Origin of the sequence: Tateyamaria omphalii, from assembly GCF_014651375.1 — a bacterium.
Lineage (GTDB): Bacteria > Pseudomonadota > Alphaproteobacteria > Rhodobacterales > Rhodobacteraceae > Tateyamaria > Tateyamaria omphalii.
Genome location: NZ_BMWT01000001.1, coordinates 432,285 through 447,532, shown reverse-complemented (window position 1 = coordinate 447,532; position 15,248 = coordinate 432,285). Strand labels below are relative to the sequence as shown.

The window sequence follows — 15,248 nt, the reverse complement described above, 5'->3', positions numbered from 1 at the left end:
TGCGGTCAGTTGCTGGCGACTTTCATGTCTGAAACCAAATTGTTCAACACCAGAAAGTTTCCAACTGCGTCACAACCGGGCACAGATAGGGTCAAATCCTGCGTCTTCATCTTGCCGCCAGCCATCATCTCCAGCGATTGAGCCTCAACATCCAGTCCACAGTTTGCGGCGGTCACTTCGGCCTCTACAGTCAGATCAATTGTGCCGGACCTTGCCGATACTCCAGATGGGAACGTGTATACTTCGGCAATCAGAGGTTCCAACACCTGACTGTCGCCCAAACGTATCATGTATCCATTCCTGCCGTCCGTCATGCCATCAGCATTCTGATCGACACCGGACCACACGTGGCCAACCTGTCCGTAGTCGGCGCCAAACTCACGTGCATGAAGCTCAAAGCCGGCGCGCCCCCGCCACTGCAAAGCCGTGCGCTCGTATTGTCCGAGCTCAGGCACAATTGCTTGCGCGACAGCCCCGCTTCCGTTTGTCAAAGCGAGTATGAAAACCGCGTGTTCGATCAATGCAGGGACCGTTACGGACAATTCGCCGACAGAGTTGGTGGTTTCCGTAAACATCATTCCGTTGTGATGGACAGTCAGACGCTCATTGACTGCACAAGGTGCAGACAAAGTCAGATTAACCATCGCGGCGGGTGCAACTTCGGCATTTGCTGTGACTTCGCACACATCTGCCAGCGGAAGAGCATCAGAATCTTCAGGAACTTGTGGCAATTGCGCTGCAGCTGGAACCGAAACGCGCTGCACATCACTGTCCATGCGCGGCAAAGGTATAATCGAGGCGTTGCTGGCAGACGTCAGTTCAATCTCTTGAACCTCAAGTAGAACATTCGCACTGGCGCTCGCACTCAGTTGTTCGTCTATCTCATCCTTTACGGAGAATGTCATTGAGCGCGCAGCCACACCATATCGCTCGCGCGCTGTCTCGCCACTTTGCATGACGAACCCGATGCCTACGGCAATTGCTAGTGTCGCGACTGCGGTCGCGATCTCTTTCATACGTCCCATTGTCCCATTCCCTTCCCACGGATTGGTTAAGGAACGATTTCGCACAGCAACACGGCCTGGTTGTGGCCAACCTTAGGACTCTTTGGGGCAGGAATGCGGCGGTGCGATCAGACCAGCGCGCCGTGGCAGTGTTTAAACTTCTTTCCAGAACCGCATGGACAGAGTTCGTTACGACCCGGATTTCCCCACGTGCTTTGGTCGTTTTCATCAAACCCGTTTGCGACCGCCTCAGCCGTGGGTGCGGGCGGTGCGTTGGTTTCGGCGGGACTTTGAACTGGCTGCTGTTGAGCGGCCATCTGAGCCAACATCTGTTCACGCTCTTCATCCGTCAGCGGCCGAATGCGTGAAAGTTTGTTCGTGACCTCCGTACGCAAGCTTTCAAGCATCGATTCGAACAGCTGGAACGACTCGTTCTTGTACTCATTCAGCGGGTCTCGTTGTGCGTAACCTCGGAACCCAACCACCGACCGCAGGTGTTCAAGCGTCAGAAGGTGCTCGCGCCACTTTCCATCGATGGCCTGCAGAACCAACTGCTTTTCGATGCTGCGCATGTTTTCTTCGCCAAACGCTTCGGCTTTCTCGGCCATCAACTTGTCGCTGGCCTCGATCAAACGTTCACGAATTTGCTCGTCATCGACACCCTCTTCTTCGCACCAAGCCATGACAGGTACGTCGATACTCAGGTTTTCGATCACTGCAGCGTACAGGCCTTCTGTGTCCCATTGATCAGCATAGCTTTTGGCGGGCATGTACTGGTCAATCAGGTCATCAATGACCTCGTCCCGCATATCTGACGTGATTTCGGACAGGTCTTTGGCTTCCATGATCTCGCGGCGCTGGGTGAAGATCACCTTGCGCTGGTCATTCATCACGTCATCGAACTTGAGCAACTGCTTGCGGATATCGAAGTTGCGACCCTCGACCTTGGCCTGCGCGCGTTCAAGAGACTTGTTCACCCATGGATGCACAATGGCCTCGCCCTCTTCCAGGCCGAGAGTCTTGAGAACCTTGTCCAAACGGTCAGAGCCAAAGATACGCATCAGGTCATCTTCAAGGCTCAGGTAGAAGGATGTGCGGCCCGGATCACCCTGCCGCCCCGAACGTCCGCGCAGCTGGTTATCGATGCGGCGGCTTTCATGGCGTTCGGATGCCAGAACGAACAAACCACCAGCAGCAAGCACCTTCTGCTTTTCGTCTTCGTGCTCGGCCTCAATCCGTTTGCGTACTTCTTCCGGATCGGCTTGCGGGCCAGCGGTTATCGCTTCAAGCACTTTCATTTCGACATTGCCGCCCAGCTGAATGTCGGTGCCACGGCCAGCCATGTTCGTCGCTATGGTCACAGCACCCAACTTGCCTGCGTCAGCAATAATCTGCGCCTCTTGCTCGTGCTGGCGCGCGTTCAGAACGTTGTGTTCAATATTCTGAGCCTTGAGCGCTTCCGAAAACATCTCGGACTTGTCGATGGATGTGGTACCGACCAGAACCGGCTGCCCCTTTTCATGGGCTGCCTTGATCTCGTCGATCATGGCATTGTACTTTTCCTGCCCCGTCCGGAAGACCTGATCATCTTCGTCAACACGCGCAATGGGTTTGTTCGTCGGGACTTCGACCACACCAAGGCCGTAGATCGTGGCAAACTCCTCGGCCTCTGTCGCCGCAGTACCTGTCATACCCGCCAGTTTGTTGTAGAGGCGGAAATAGTTTTGGAAGGTTACCGACGCCAGCGTCTGGTTCTCGGGTTGGATTTGCACGCCTTCCTTGGCCTCGATGGCCTGGTGCAAACCGTCGGACAAACGGCGGCCAGCCATCATGCGACCGGTAAATTCGTCGATCAGAACGACATCGCCATTGCGAACGATGTAATCCTTGTCTTTCTGAAACAGCTTGTGCGCACGCAAACCCTGATTGACGTGGTGGACGATAGACGTGCTTTCCGGATCATAGAGCGACGCCTCGGGTTCGATCAGATCACGCACGCGCAACTGTTCTTCCAGAAACTCGTTGCCTTCGTCCGTGAAGGTGACGTTCTTCTGCTTCTCATCGAGGGTAAAGTGATCTTCCTCGATCAGGGGAATGATGCTGTCGATGGTGACATACATCTCGGACCGGTCTTGCAACGGGCCCGAGATAATCAGTGGTGTCCGCGCCTCGTCGATCAGGATGCTGTCGACTTCGTCCACGATGGCGTAGTTGTGGCCGCGCTGGACCATATCCTCGATCGTGGGCTTCATGTTGTCGCGCAGATAGTCGAACCCAAGCTCATTATTCGTGGCGTAGGTTACGTCGCACGCATACGCTTCGCGCTTGGCATCCTCGTCCATACCGGCAATGGCAACACCAGTGGTCAGACCAAGAGCGGAAAACACCTTGCCCATCCATTCCGCATCACGCTGCACAAGGTAATCGTTCACGGTTACAACGTGGACACCCTTGCCGGTCAGAGCGTTCAGATATGTCGCAAAGGTCGCGGTCAGGGTTTTGCCTTCACCTGTCTTCTGCTCAGCAATGTTGCCCTGATGCAGAAAGATCGCGCCCAGAAGCTGAGTGTCATAGGCACGCAAACCCAGGGTCCGCTTGGCCGCTTCGCGGCAGTTGGCAAAGGCTTCGGGCAGAAGGTCATCCAGGCTTTCTCCGCCCATCGCACGCTCTGCCAAAGCTTGCGTCTTGTCCTTCAGCCCTTCATCACTCAGCGCTTCAAATTCTGGCTCAAGCGCATTGATCTTTTCGACCAGCGGACGCGCGCCCTTGACCTTGCGATCATTGGGTGTGCCAAACACCTTCCTGGTGAGAGTTCCGAAACCGAGCATGCGTTCTCCAGCCGATCAATTCATGTTGTGCAGCAATTGCTTGCCGGACGCGCGCCAAGCCCATAAATACGGTGGGCGAAAACCGGCCCGGGCCGCGTCCATAGGGCGATGTAAGGGTCACGCGAAACCGTGTCAATGCGCGCCTCGGGTGGGGCGCAGAAGCCCAAGGACTGTTCCATGAAAAAACGTTTCTTTTCCCTGCCAGCGCTTGGTCTGGTCGCCGCCTTGGCGTTACCAGCTGCCGCACAGGATGCTGACACGGTTGTCGCGACGGTAAATGGCACCGACATCACGGTCGGTCACATGATCGTGGCACGTGCATCTCTGCCGCAACAATTCCAGCAATTGCCCAACGATGTGCTGTTCAACGGCATCCTGGAACAGCTGATCAACCAGACCCTGCTGTCGCAAGCATTTGATGGCGAATTGCCGAAACGCACCGGTCTGCAGATCGAGAATGAAACACGGTCCCTGACTGCAGGCGAAGAGTTGGAAACCCTGTTCCAAGAGAAGCTGACGGATGAGGCGATCAAGGCAGCTTACGACGCCAAATATGAAGACGTTACTCCTCAGGAAGAATACAACGCGTCACACATCTTGGTGGAAACCGAAGAAGAGGCAAAGGCGATCAAGGCCGAGATCGACGGCGGCGCGGATTTCGCAGCGACAGCACGTGAAAAATCAACTGGCCCCTCAGGCCCGAACGGCGGACAGCTTGGTTGGTTTGGAAGCGGCGCGATGGTGCCCAGCTTCGAATCCGCGGTCATTGCCCTTGAAGTGGGTGAAGTTTCCGACCCGGTGCAAACCCAATTCGGCTGGCATGTGATTATTCTGAACGAAACCCGCAAAGCTGACGCCCCAAAGCTTGATGACGTGCGCGATGAATTGACCGAGGAGGTTCGCGGCGCCGCTGTTGAAACTTACGTCGCCGAATTGATTTCGGGTGCACAGATTGACCAGTCCGGCGCGGCAGAGGTTGATCCATCAATTCTATCCGATTTGACCTTGGTGGAATAGTCAATGGCTGGCTCACTGCCGCGGTCACCCCTCGCGCCCGACCAGTTCCCCGATCTGCCTGACATTGAAGGCGTCACCTTTGCATCTGCGGCAGCGGGCGTACGATATGCGGGGCGTTTGGACGTTATGCTCGCCATTTGTGCGCCAGGTACGAGCATTGCAGGCGTGTTCACCAAGTCGTCCACGCGTGCGGCACCGGTTTTGGATTGCCAGGCAAAGCTGGGACTTCCGGGTGATGCGGGCGCCGCCATTCTGGTAAATGCCGGAAATGCCAACGCCTTTACTGGTCGAAACGGCACAGACGCGGTGGCCGCCCTCGTGGATGCCACCGCGAGCGCGACCGGTTTGCCGGAGAACCGGATTTTTACAGCATCCACCGGCGTTATTGGTGAGCCACTGCCCCACGACAAGATCACCGCACATTTAGCGGACTTGGTGTCCAACCAGTCGCCGGACGCAATCGCGGATGCCGCTGCGGCCATCATGACAACGGACACCTACCCAAAGGGCGCAACGCAGTCCGTGGTCGTTGATGGGAACCCCATAAAGATAGCAGGCATCGCCAAGGGCAGCGGAATGATTGCTCCGGATATGGCAACGATGCTGGTGTACATCTTTACTGACGCCAAAATTGGACAAGCAGAACTGCAAGACCTGGTCAGACAGACGTCTGACGGTACCTTCAACTGTATTACCGTGGACAGCGATACCTCGACCTCAGACAGCCTGCTGGTTGCTGCAACAGGCGCCAGCGGTGTGGACGTGTCTGATGATGCCGGTTTTGCGAACGCACTGCACACCGTCATGTTAGACTTGGCGCACCAAGTTGTCCGCGATGGCGAAGGAGCGACAAAGTTCATCGAAATCGAAGTAACTGGTTGCACCGACGCGGACGCGGCCAAAACGCATGGCTTGTCCATCGCCAATTCTCCGCTCGTCAAAACGGCCATCGCCGGTGAAGACCCCAACTGGGGCAGGGTCGTCATGGCCGTTGGCAAATCCGGCGCAGCTGCGGACCGCGATTCACTATCGATCTGGTTCGGGGACACCTTGGTCGCAGAAAACGGCTGGGTCAGCGAGACCTACCGCGAGGAAGACGCCGCCGCCCATATGAAGGGTGATTGCATCTACATCCGCGTCGATTGTGGTATGGGATCCGGAAACGCCACGGTTTGGACCTGCGACTTGACCCACGGATACATTGACATAAACGCGGACTACCGATCGTGAAAACTGTTCTCGTTTCTGCTGTTGCGTTGATCGACGTTGACGGCCGCGTATTGATTGCTCAGCGTCCGGAAGGAAAGTCGATGGCTGGACTATGGGAGTTTCCGGGAGGAAAGGTCGAGCCGGGGGAAACTCCCGAGGTTGCCTTAATCCGCGAACTCCAGGAAGAGCTGGGAATTGACACCTGGCAATCTTGTCTGGCACCCCTTACTTTCGCGAGCCACAGTTACGACGACTTTCACCTCCTGATGCCACTCTTTGCCTGTAGGAAGTGGAACGGCGCGCCGCAATCCCGGGAAAATCAATCTTTGAAGTGGGTTCGACCAAAGGATTTGCGGGACTATCCAATGCCCGCAGCCGACCTGCCGTTGATCCCAATTCTAAGGGACTGGCTGTAACGTCCGGGAACAGTGTTCCAAAAATGTCGAAAAAAGAGACGTTTTTGTCATATTGTTGATGACATATTAACCTTCACATCTATAGTTGAGTCATAACTTTCTTTTTGGGGAGGAAAGTCATGCTACGCACAATTGCCATGGGCAGCGCCATTCTTATCCAGGGGATCTACGTCAGAACCCTTCCGGATGGACGTGTGACTGTCAAAGTCGACGGAGCTCACTACTCGGGAACTCCTGTTGCGCAAGCTGCCTAACGCGACAATCTGAAAAAAAGGGGACGGTGTTTCGCACCGTCCCCTTTTCTATTTGTATATGCGGTTTGTTTAGTCCAGCGTCCGCGTAATCTCTTCACGTTCGAAGATTTCGATCACATCTTGCGGACGAATATCGTCGTAGTTTTCGAACGCCATACCGCATTCTTGACCCGACTGAACCTCCGCCACTTCATCCTTGAAGCGTTTGAGGGTTTTTAGGGTACCTTCGTGGATAACCACGTTGTCCCGCAGCAAACGTACGCCAGCGGATCGACGTGCCACGCCTTCGGTCACCAGACAGCCGGCAACTTTGCCAACGCCAGATACTTTGAAGACTTCCTTGATTTCGGCATAGCCGATGAAGTTTTCGCGGATCTCTGCGCTCAGGAGGCCCGAAGCGGCGGCTTTCACATCATCCACAAGGTCATAAATGACCGAGTAGTAGCGAATCTCGACACCCTTCTGGTTTGCCGTGTTTCGGGCTGATGCGTTTGCACGCACGTTGAAGCCCATGATCGGCGCACCGGACGCTTCGGCAAGACCAACGTCGGTTTCGGTGATCGCACCAACGCCAGAGTGCAGCACACGAACGCGCACTTCGTCGTTCCCGATCTTCTCCATCGCTTGAACGATGGCTTCGGCAGACCCCTGCACGTCGGCTTTGACCAGAATTGGCAACTCGCTGACATTCTCGTCGGCTTTGGCATTCGCCATCAGCTGTTCAAGGGTTGTCGCCGCACCAGCCGCTGCACGTTTGTCCTTGGCCGCTTTCTCGCGGTACTCGGCAATTTCACGCGCCTGCGCTTCGGTCTCTGTCACGTTCAGCACGTCACCCGCTTCGGGTGTGCCGTTCAGGCCCAGAACCTCGACTGGAACCGACGGGCCAGCTTCTTTTACGCGATCGCCCTTGTCGTTGATCAGCGCACGGACTTTACCGTACTGCTCACCCACAACAAAGATATCGCCCTGGCGCAGCGTCCCGGTCTGAACCAGAACGGTCGCGACCGGGCCGCGACCCACATCAAGCTGCGCCTCGATCACTGCACCTTGGGCAGCACGATCAGGGTTAGCCTTCAGTTCCAGAATCTCGGCTTGCAGCGCGATGGCTTCCAACAGTTCGTCCAGGCCTTTTCCGGTGATCGCCGACACTTCGACGTCCTGCACTTCACCAGACATCTTTTCGACGATGACCTCGTGTTGCAGCAAATCGGTGCGCACCTTGTCCGGGTTCGCCTCGGGCTTATCACACTTGTTGATCGCTACGATCATCGGGACTTCGGCGGCTTTGGCGTGATTGATGGCCTCAACTGTCTGCGGCATCACAGCGTCATCTGCTGCGACAACCAGAACAACAATATCCGTTACCTGAGCACCGCGCGACCGCATCGACGTAAACGCCGCGTGGCCCGGTGTGTCGAGGAAGGACAGCACTGCACCGCCATCGGTTTTTACCTGATAGGCACCAATATGCTGCGTGATGCCGCCAGCTTCGCCAGCCACAACCTTGGCGTCGCGGATGGCATCCAGAAGCGATGTTTTACCATGGTCAACGTGGCCCATAATGGTGATGACCGGCGGGCGGCCCTGCAGGTCCTCGTCCTTGTCTTCAACCTCTTTGATCACGTCTTCCACATCGGCATCGGAAACCCGCTGCACCTTGTGACCGAACTCTTCGATGATAAGCTCTGCAGTGTCCGCGTCGATGGTCTGGTTCTGCGTAACCATCATGCCCATCTGCATCAGTGATTTCACAACATCGCCAACGCGTTCGGCCATACGGTTGGCCAGCTCGGACACTACGATGGCTTCGGGAAGCTGCACTTCGCGCACAACCTTTTCACGCTCGACTGAACCGCCCATGGCCTTTTGCCGTGCACGCTCCTGCTTGCGCTTCATGGCAGCCATGGACCGCTGGCGACCACCATCACCCGACAGGGCCTGGTTGAGAGTCAGCTTGCCCGACCGGCGTCCGCCATCGTCGCCACGGCCCCGGTTGTTGGGACGTTGTTCACGATCACGATCCGTCTTCCGCGGAGTGGACGCAGGTTGCGCCTGACGCTGTGCCGGCTTCGGCGCCTCGGCCGGGGCAGCAGCAGCGGCCTGAGCGGCAGCGGCAGCTTCGGCTGCCTTGCGCTTCTCTTCTTCTTCTTTGACTTTCAGGGCCTGTTCGCGTTCACGCTCAGCCTGCTCTTTGGCTTCGGCTTCGGCACGGCGACGCTCGCGTTCGGCCTCACGCGCCTTTTCCTCGGCTTCGCGTTTCGCGGCTTCTTCGACCTCACGTGCCTTGGCAGCTTGCACGGCCTTCAGGCGACGCTCCATCTCGGCATCAGAAATACCCGCCGGGCGACGGCTTGGATCACCAGCAGAACCACCACCAGCGCCAGCAGGTTTGGCAGCACCCGGCTTGGGCACCACAACGCGCTTGCGTTTGGTTTCGACGACGACATTCTTGGTCCGCCCGTGGCTGAAACTCTGTTTCACATTGCCCGGACGCGCGCCGCTGCGCAGACCCAAAGTCTTTTTCCCGTCAGTATCGCTCATAAAGCTCGTCTATCCTTCCCGGCGGCCCTTGCCGCCGTCATATTCGCGCACGCCGCGTAAACGGTTGGCTTCCTCTACAACACGTTTTGTGAGTCCACCAGAGGCGAGCGCCCCATGTATCACAGTTTGGCGGCCAAAGGCCAAACCCAACTCATCTGCCGTCAGACAGCCGATATACGTCCCAAAATGCGGCGTACTCAGCTTGGACTTACCCCTACCCGAACCATCGACTGCTTGAATCAGAACCTGCGCCTCTTCCATCTGGAGCATGTTCTTGACCTTCTCGTAGCCCGCAACGGCCCGCCCACCCTTGCGAGACAAGGCAATCAGGTCCACCACGCGCCGCGCCAATTGGCGTTCAACCTCATCAACCAGATCGTCTTGCACCTGCACGGATTGCTTGGCCCCCCGTGCAAACAACTTCTTCTTCACGGCCTGGTCCAAAGCCACCCGGTCCGCAGCGACATAAATACCACGCCCGGGCAGTTTGCCCGCAATGTCCGGCACGATTTGCGCATCCGGACCCACGACAAAGCGGATCAACCCATGCTTGGGTTGCACCTCGCCCGTGGCAATGCACTTGCGATCCGGCCCATCCGACCGATCCTTTGAGGCGCCACCGCGACTCATCAGGCCCACCCGAGGCCTGAGATCAGGCCTCGGCCTCCTCGGTTGCTTCTTCGCCGTCTTCGTCTGCTGCTTCTTCAGCTTCCAATTCGGCGGGATCAACCCAACCCAGCAGGATACGTGCCGTCATAACCAACTGCTGCGCCTCTTCCAGAGACACGTCGAAAGGCTCCAGAACACCATCGTCCTTATGACGTTCGCCATCGACGGTTGTCCAGCCACCGGCCAGTTCCCAGTCCGCGCAAGTCGCAAAATCTTCGAGGGTTTTGACGTCGTCCTTGGCCAGCGCCTCTACCATTTGGGGTGTGAGCCCATCGAATTCAATAAGGCTATCCTCGGCGCCCATCGACCGTGCATTGTCCAGCGCAGCCTTGGCTTGCGCTTCCAGAACGTCACGCGCACGCGCTTGCAGTTCTTCCGCCGTGCTTTCGTCCACGCCGTCGATGACCAGCAGTTCGTCCAGTTCGACGTAAGCCACTTCTTCGAGGTTGGTGAACCCCTCGGACACAAGAAGCTGAGCAAAGAATTCGTCCAGATCCAGCGTGTCCATGAACAGCTTGGTCCGCTGCTCGAATTCGGCCTGACGACGCGCCGATTCTTCGGCTTCGGTCATGATATCGATATCGAGGTTGGTCAGCTGAGATGCCAGACGCACGTTCTGACCACGGCGACCGATGGCCAAAGACAGTTGTTCTTCGGGCACGACCACTTCGATCTTGCCGGCTTCCTCGTCCAGAACCACTTTGCTGACTTCTGCGGGCTGCAATGCGTTCACAAGGAAAGTCGGCTGATCTTCATTCCACGGAATGATGTCGATCTTTTCGCCCTGTAGCTCGTTCACAACCGCCTGAACGCGAGAGCCGCGCATACCGACACAAGCACCGACAGGGTCGATAGAACCGTCATAGGAAATCACGGCGATCTTCGCCCGCGAACCCGGGTCGCGTGCAACGGCTTTGATCTCTATGATGCCGTCATAAATCTCTGGCACTTCCATCTTGAACAACTCGGCCATGAACTCGGGCGCCGTGCGGCTCAGGAAAATCTGTGGCCCGCGTTGCTCGCGGCGCACATCCTTGATGTAGCAGCGAATACGATCATTCGGGCGATACGATTCGCGCCCAATCTTTTCGTTGCGGCGCAGGATCGCTTCGCCTGCACCCACATCGACGATGACATTGCCGTATTCTTCACGCTTGACTAGCGCATTGATGATGGTGCCTGCACGATCCTTGAACTCTTCGTACTGACGGTCACGCTCGGCTTCGCGGACCTTTTGCAGAATCACCTGCTTGGCGGACTGAGCAGCAATGCGGCCCATCTCAACCGGGGGGACTTCCTCGACAAAGGTGTCACCAACTGCCGGGTTCTCCATGTACTGCTTGGCCTGCTCAACCGTGAACTCGGCCTGATAGTTTTCCAGCTCTTCCTCTTCGACCACTGTGCGGACGCGGGTAAAGGTCGCCTTACCGGTCTTGCGGTCGATAGACACACGAATGTCCATCTCGGCCCCATAGCGGGACTTGGCCGCACGGGCGAGGGATTCTTCCATCGCCTCGACCACCAGACCGGGGTCGATCATCTTTTCGCGCGCAACGGCTTCTGCGGTTTGCAGAAGCTCAAGCTGGTTTGCAGATGTAATGGCCATCAGCGGTCCTCCTCTGACCCTTCGGTCTGAATCTCGTCAAAATTGTCTTCGTTCAACACGCCCGCGGCTTTGCGTTGGCGCAGCATTTCCTTGATCAGCTCGTCGGTCAGGACCAGCTTGGCATCACTCAACCACTCGAACTTGAGGCCGATGGTGATCTCTTCGCCGTTCCCACCGCCGGGAACGTTGATCAGCACCTCATCATCCTCGACACCTGCCAGCACGCCCTTGAAGCGGCGGCGGCCGTCAATCAGTTCATCGGTTTCAAGCTTCGCCTCGTAGCCCTCGAACATGTCGAAGTCCTTGAGGCGCGTCAGCGGACGGTCAATGCCAGGCGACGACACTTCGAGTGTATAGGCATCCAATATAGGATCCTCGACATCCAACGTCGCGCTGACTGCGGTAGAGATCGCACCGCAATCGTCGACCTCGATCCCGCCATCGGGCTTGTCCGCCATAATCTGCAGCGTCGTCTCCTTGCCGCTCATCAGCCGAATGCGCACCAGCTCATAGCCCAGATCCTCGATCACCGGAGTGATGATCTCGGCCAATCTGCGATCGATGGCTGCTTTGGCGATCAGGTCGTTGGTCATAGTGTCCAAGCACAAAAAAACGGGCGCGCGGCCCGTCGATGTTTCCCGGTGGAGCGTTGGGTTTGGACCCCAGCGCGCCGCTGTTGAAAGGCATATACGCATGAGGGGGTGAGTCTGCAAGCCCCATGCGGTTTAGCTCAGGCCATCCACCATCGTTCCGCCATGCGCAGGTTGTCCAGTGGCCAGGATTTTCCGACTGTTACGGGCACGGTGACCGAGCGGCTTGCGATATGCGTTGGGGAGTGAGCGTTGGGCAGCGTCTGAAAATCGCGCGGGTCGGCATAGTCATCCAAGAAGATGACGTCGGCCACATCCACCAACCCATCACGCAGCGCCTCACCTCGTACACTGTCCGCACTGAATTGAACGAACTCCACGCTGTCGAACCAACCTGCGTTCTGCTTCCAGTGGTTTTGCACGCGGGTGCCAATGAAGTGACGGCTGTCATCGAGCTTCTGGACTTGGTACATTCCGGTTCCCGTGGCACCGCGCACCTCGAACCCCGGTTGCGCCAACAGATAGGGCAAGCTGGGGTTGGGCGTGTCCAAAGTGATCTGAAGGGTCAGCGGGTCCAATACCTCAGACTCCCAGATCAATCCTGATATAGCCGACGCATCAAACGCGCTGCCATCGTGGAATGTTACACCCTCCCGCAGACCGAACTGCCACACGCGTGCCTCTGCATCAGACGACCATTCTGTCGCCAACTCGCCCCGCAATGTGCCATCCGCCGCGATCTCTGTCAGATTATCAAAGACCGTCGCCGCAACCGCCTGATCAAACAATTCAGGCGACAAAGCCGCCCGCAAACGCCCACCCCGTTGCGGCAGCGCCGACGCGCCGGTCGCCGTCAGCAAAGCGGCGGCAGCACCGGAAGCAAAAAGCGCGCGGCGGTCGATCCGGGTCATTTTCCTGCAATCCTGTCCATAGTGCGCACCAGTTCAGCCGAAATCCCCGGTTCAGACAAGGCATGACCCGCATTTCGGATCATTTTCAACTCGCCCATCGGCCATGCCTGCGCCAACGCATACGCACTGTCGGGCGGACAGATCATGTCGTATCGGCCTTGCACGATGGTGCCCGGAATATGCTTGATCCGCCCCGCATGGGCGAGAATCTGACCGTCAAAGTCCAGAAACCCGGCATTGGTGAAATAGTGATTCTCAAGTCTAGCAAAAGCGCGTGCATAGTCCCCCGGCGCTTCACCCCCAGATCCGGAAGAATGGATCGACGCCAACGCATTCTCCCATGCAGACCATGCACGGGCAAAACGCGTTTCCAACGCAACATCCCCCGAAAACAGGCGCCTGTTGTAAGCGCCGATCAGATCGCCCCGCTCGTCTTCAGGGATTAAACCTTCGAACCGCGCCCACACCTCCGGCCAGAACTTGCCTGCCCCGCCTCCATAGAACCAATCCAGCTCGGCCTGGGTCATCAGGAAGACGCCCCGCAAAACCAGGTTGCGGACACGTGACGGGTGCGCCTCAGCATAGATCAGGGCGAGTGTCGCACCCCAACTGCCGCCAAAGACAATCCAGGCGTCAATATCCAGCGTTTTGCGAATCATTTCGATGTCATCGACGAGATGCCATGTCGTGTTGTTCATGACAGAGGCATGCGGACGGGACCGGCCGCAGCCACGTTGATCGAACAGAATGACGCGGTAGTGCTCGGGGTCAAAATATCTCCGCATCGCCGGGCTGCACCCGCCACCGGGGCCGCCATGCAGAACGACGACGGGCACACCATCTGGATTGCCGCATTGCTCGACATAAATCCGGTGTCCCTGCCCAACTTCGAACATCCGTTGGTCGTAGGGGTCCATAGGCGGATACAGATATTGTACCGCGCGCTTTTGATCGCTGTGTTTGTCCATTACTGACCTACATAGGGCTTGAGAGCCACATGAGCATACGGAGACGCAAATGCAAACGCATCAAACCACCGTTGACCCGTCAGAAATCGCAAAATTCGAGGCGATGGCAGCGGAATGGTGGGATCCGAACGGGAAATTCAAGCCGCTGCACATGCTGAATCCGTGCAGGTTGGACTACATCACGACCCAGATCGCAGCAGAGTTTGATCGAGATCTGACATCATCACAGCCGTTCGAAGGTTTGCGAATCCTTGATATCGGTTGTGGTGGTGGTTTGCTGTCAGAACCTATGGCGCGGCTGGGCGCGGAAGTTGTTGGGGCCGACGCCGCGGAACGCAACATCCCGGTGGCACAGGTGCATGCCGAGCAATCGGATTTGACCATCGACTATCGCCACACCACAGCCGAGGATATGGCCGCTGCCGGTGAACAGTTCGACGTCGTTCTGAATATGGAAGTGGTCGAGCACGTGGCCGACCCCCTCAGCTATCTGACCGCGTGCCGCCAGCTTTTGAAGCCAGGCGGGCTGCATATCTGCTCGACCATCAACCGGAATCCAAAATCCTATCTGATGGCAATCATCGGGGCTGAGCATGTTATGCGCTGGCTGCCCAAGGGTACACATGAGTGGAACAAGTTCATTACCCCCGACGAACTGTTTGATCTGATGCGGAACGCGGGCCTCGACCCTGTGGATCGCAAGGGGTTCATCTTCAATCCGCTGACCTGGGGATGGAAATTGTCGGATACCGATCTGAGCGTGAACTACGTTACGGCCAGCCTTAATCCGGCTTAGGTTTCTTGGCCAACTGTTCGCGCAACTGACGCAGAATGGGCAGCGTGGCGCGCACGCCGTCCTCACCCAACTGATCAATCACGTCGCCCACCATGGGGGCGATTGCGCTCAGCGCCTGATCGCGGGCACGCCGCCCCGCAGGGCTGATGGCGATCATCTTGCGTCGCGCGTCGTCCCAATCTGGGCGAATATGAACATAGCCCGCCCACTCCAGACGGCTGAGCGTGTTTGTCATCGCACCGCGCGTGACGTTGAACGTCTCGGCCAGTTGCGCGGGGCTGCGTTCACCCTCGTGCCAGGCCAGGTGGTTCAGTACGGAAAAGTGGGAAATCTCCATCCCCTTGGGCAACACGCGGCTCAGGCGGTTGCGGACCATCTGGTCTGCCGCCAACACCTCGCTGAACAGCGAAATGGCCAGTGCTTGTTTTTCCGTGCTCAT

Annotated in this window: 14 protein-coding genes; 5 read left to right on the top strand and 9 right to left on the bottom strand. The window is 57.3% G+C overall.

From position 1 onward, the window contains the following. Nucleotides 1-5 precede the first annotated feature (5 nt). Together IE087_RS02120 and secA are read right to left on the bottom strand one after the other, a co-directional pair. Nucleotides 6-1,025, bottom strand: coding sequence for a hypothetical protein (locus IE087_RS02120; RefSeq protein WP_189367269.1), 1,020 nt, complete (start codon nt 1,023-1,025; stop codon nt 6-8). Nucleotides 1,026-1,132: 107 nt separating this feature from the next. Further along, entirely contained in the window at nt 1,133-3,832 is a 2,700-nt protein-coding gene (secA, locus tag IE087_RS02115) for a preprotein translocase subunit SecA (RefSeq protein ID WP_189367268.1), read from the bottom strand. Between the two features lie 177 nt (nt 3,833-4,009). Here secA and IE087_RS02110 point away from each other — a divergent pair, with 177 nt between their 5' ends. From IE087_RS02110 to IE087_RS23655, 4 genes are all read left to right on the top strand, one after another. Further along, nucleotides 4,010-4,849 carry a peptidylprolyl isomerase gene (locus tag IE087_RS02110; RefSeq protein WP_189367267.1) on the top strand — a complete coding sequence of 280 codons (840 nt, stop codon included), beginning with the start codon at nt 4,010-4,012 and terminating at the stop codon, nt 4,847-4,849. Nucleotides 4,850-4,852: 3 nt separating this feature from the next. Further along, a complete protein-coding gene (gene argJ / locus IE087_RS02105; RefSeq protein WP_189367266.1) occupies nt 4,853-6,079 on the top strand; it encodes a bifunctional glutamate N-acetyltransferase/amino-acid acetyltransferase ArgJ in 1,227 nt (408 codons plus the stop codon). Beyond that, nucleotides 6,076-6,474: an 8-oxo-dGTP diphosphatase MutT gene (gene mutT, locus IE087_RS02100; RefSeq protein ID WP_189367264.1), complete on the top strand. Its 399-nt coding sequence runs from the start codon at nt 6,076-6,078 to the stop codon at nt 6,472-6,474. The genes argJ and mutT overlap by 4 nt, the downstream gene beginning before the upstream one ends. Nucleotides 6,475-6,593: 119 nt before the next feature. Further along, the gene (locus tag IE087_RS23655; protein WP_268244629.1) at nt 6,594-6,728 is read left to right on the top strand and encodes a hypothetical protein; all 135 of its coding nucleotides are present in this window, start codon (nt 6,594-6,596) and stop codon (nt 6,726-6,728) included. A gap of 69 nt (nt 6,729-6,797) precedes the next feature. On the opposite strand, the gene infB is transcribed toward IE087_RS23655, so the two are convergent. From infB to pip, 6 genes are all read right to left on the bottom strand, one after another. Then, complete coding sequence (gene infB, locus IE087_RS02095) at nt 6,798-9,269, bottom strand: translation initiation factor IF-2 (protein WP_189367263.1); 2,472 nt, start codon at nt 9,267-9,269, stop codon at nt 6,798-6,800. Nucleotides 9,270-9,278: 9 nt separating this feature from the next. Then, on the bottom strand, nt 9,279-9,899 hold the full coding sequence (locus IE087_RS02090; protein ID WP_189367262.1) for an RNA-binding protein: 621 nt from the start codon (nt 9,897-9,899) through the stop codon (nt 9,279-9,281). Nucleotides 9,900-9,921: 22 nt separating this feature from the next. Further along, nucleotides 9,922-11,544 carry a transcription termination factor NusA gene (gene nusA / locus IE087_RS02085; protein WP_189367261.1) on the bottom strand — a complete coding sequence of 541 codons (1,623 nt, stop codon included), beginning with the start codon at nt 11,542-11,544 and terminating at the stop codon, nt 9,922-9,924. Further along, a complete protein-coding gene (gene rimP, locus IE087_RS02080) occupies nt 11,544-12,137 on the bottom strand; it encodes a ribosome maturation factor RimP (RefSeq protein ID WP_189367260.1) in 594 nt (197 codons plus the stop codon). Before rimP ends, nusA begins: the two co-directional genes overlap by 1 nt. A gap of 137 nt (nt 12,138-12,274) precedes the next feature. After that, the gene (locus tag IE087_RS02075; RefSeq protein WP_189367259.1) at nt 12,275-13,045 is read right to left on the bottom strand and encodes an ABC transporter substrate-binding protein; all 771 of its coding nucleotides are present in this window, start codon (nt 13,043-13,045) and stop codon (nt 12,275-12,277) included. Continuing rightward, entirely contained in the window at nt 13,042-14,013 is a 972-nt protein-coding gene (pip, locus tag IE087_RS02070; protein WP_189367258.1) for a prolyl aminopeptidase, read from the bottom strand. The genes IE087_RS02075 and pip overlap by 4 nt, the downstream gene beginning before the upstream one ends. A gap of 49 nt (nt 14,014-14,062) precedes the next feature. Between pip and ubiG the strand changes: the two genes are divergently transcribed. Beyond that, complete coding sequence (gene ubiG, locus IE087_RS02065; RefSeq protein WP_189367257.1) at nt 14,063-14,809, top strand: bifunctional 2-polyprenyl-6-hydroxyphenol methylase/3-demethylubiquinol 3-O-methyltransferase UbiG; 747 nt, start codon at nt 14,063-14,065, stop codon at nt 14,807-14,809. Here the strand turns inward: ubiG and IE087_RS02060 are convergent. Beyond that, entirely contained in the window at nt 14,796-15,248 is a 453-nt protein-coding gene (locus tag IE087_RS02060) for a MarR family winged helix-turn-helix transcriptional regulator (protein WP_189367256.1), read from the bottom strand. The genes ubiG and IE087_RS02060 overlap by 14 nt on opposite strands.

Coding starts and splice junctions, on each gene's coding strand:
- IE087_RS02120 (WP_189367269.1), bottom strand. CDS start 1,025: ATGGGACGTATGAAAGAGATCGCGACCGCAGTCGCGACACTAGCAATT.
- secA (WP_189367268.1), bottom strand. CDS start 3,832: ATGCTCGGTTTCGGAACTCTCACCAGGAAGGTGTTTGGCACACCCAAT.
- IE087_RS02110 (WP_189367267.1), top strand. CDS start 4,010: ATGAAAAAACGTTTCTTTTCCCTGCCAGCGCTTGGTCTGGTCGCCGCC.
- argJ (WP_189367266.1), top strand. CDS start 4,853: ATGGCTGGCTCACTGCCGCGGTCACCCCTCGCGCCCGACCAGTTCCCC.
- IE087_RS23655 (WP_268244629.1), top strand. CDS start 6,594: ATGCTACGCACAATTGCCATGGGCAGCGCCATTCTTATCCAGGGGATC.
- infB (WP_189367263.1), bottom strand. CDS start 9,269: ATGAGCGATACTGACGGGAAAAAGACTTTGGGTCTGCGCAGCGGCGCG.
- IE087_RS02090 (WP_189367262.1), bottom strand. CDS start 9,899: ATGAGTCGCGGTGGCGCCTCAAAGGATCGGTCGGATGGGCCGGATCGC.
- nusA (WP_189367261.1), bottom strand. CDS start 11,544: ATGGCCATTACATCTGCAAACCAGCTTGAGCTTCTGCAAACCGCAGAA.
- rimP (WP_189367260.1), bottom strand. CDS start 12,137: ATGACCAACGACCTGATCGCCAAAGCAGCCATCGATCGCAGATTGGCC.
- IE087_RS02075 (WP_189367259.1), bottom strand. CDS start 13,045: ATGACCCGGATCGACCGCCGCGCGCTTTTTGCTTCCGGTGCTGCCGCC.
- pip (WP_189367258.1), bottom strand. CDS start 14,013: ATGGACAAACACAGCGATCAAAAGCGCGCGGTACAATATCTGTATCCG.
- ubiG (WP_189367257.1), top strand. CDS start 14,063: ATGCAAACGCATCAAACCACCGTTGACCCGTCAGAAATCGCAAAATTC.
- IE087_RS02060 (WP_189367256.1), bottom strand. CDS start 15,248: ATGAGCACGGAAAAACAAGCACTGGCCATTTCGCTGTTCAGCGAGGTG.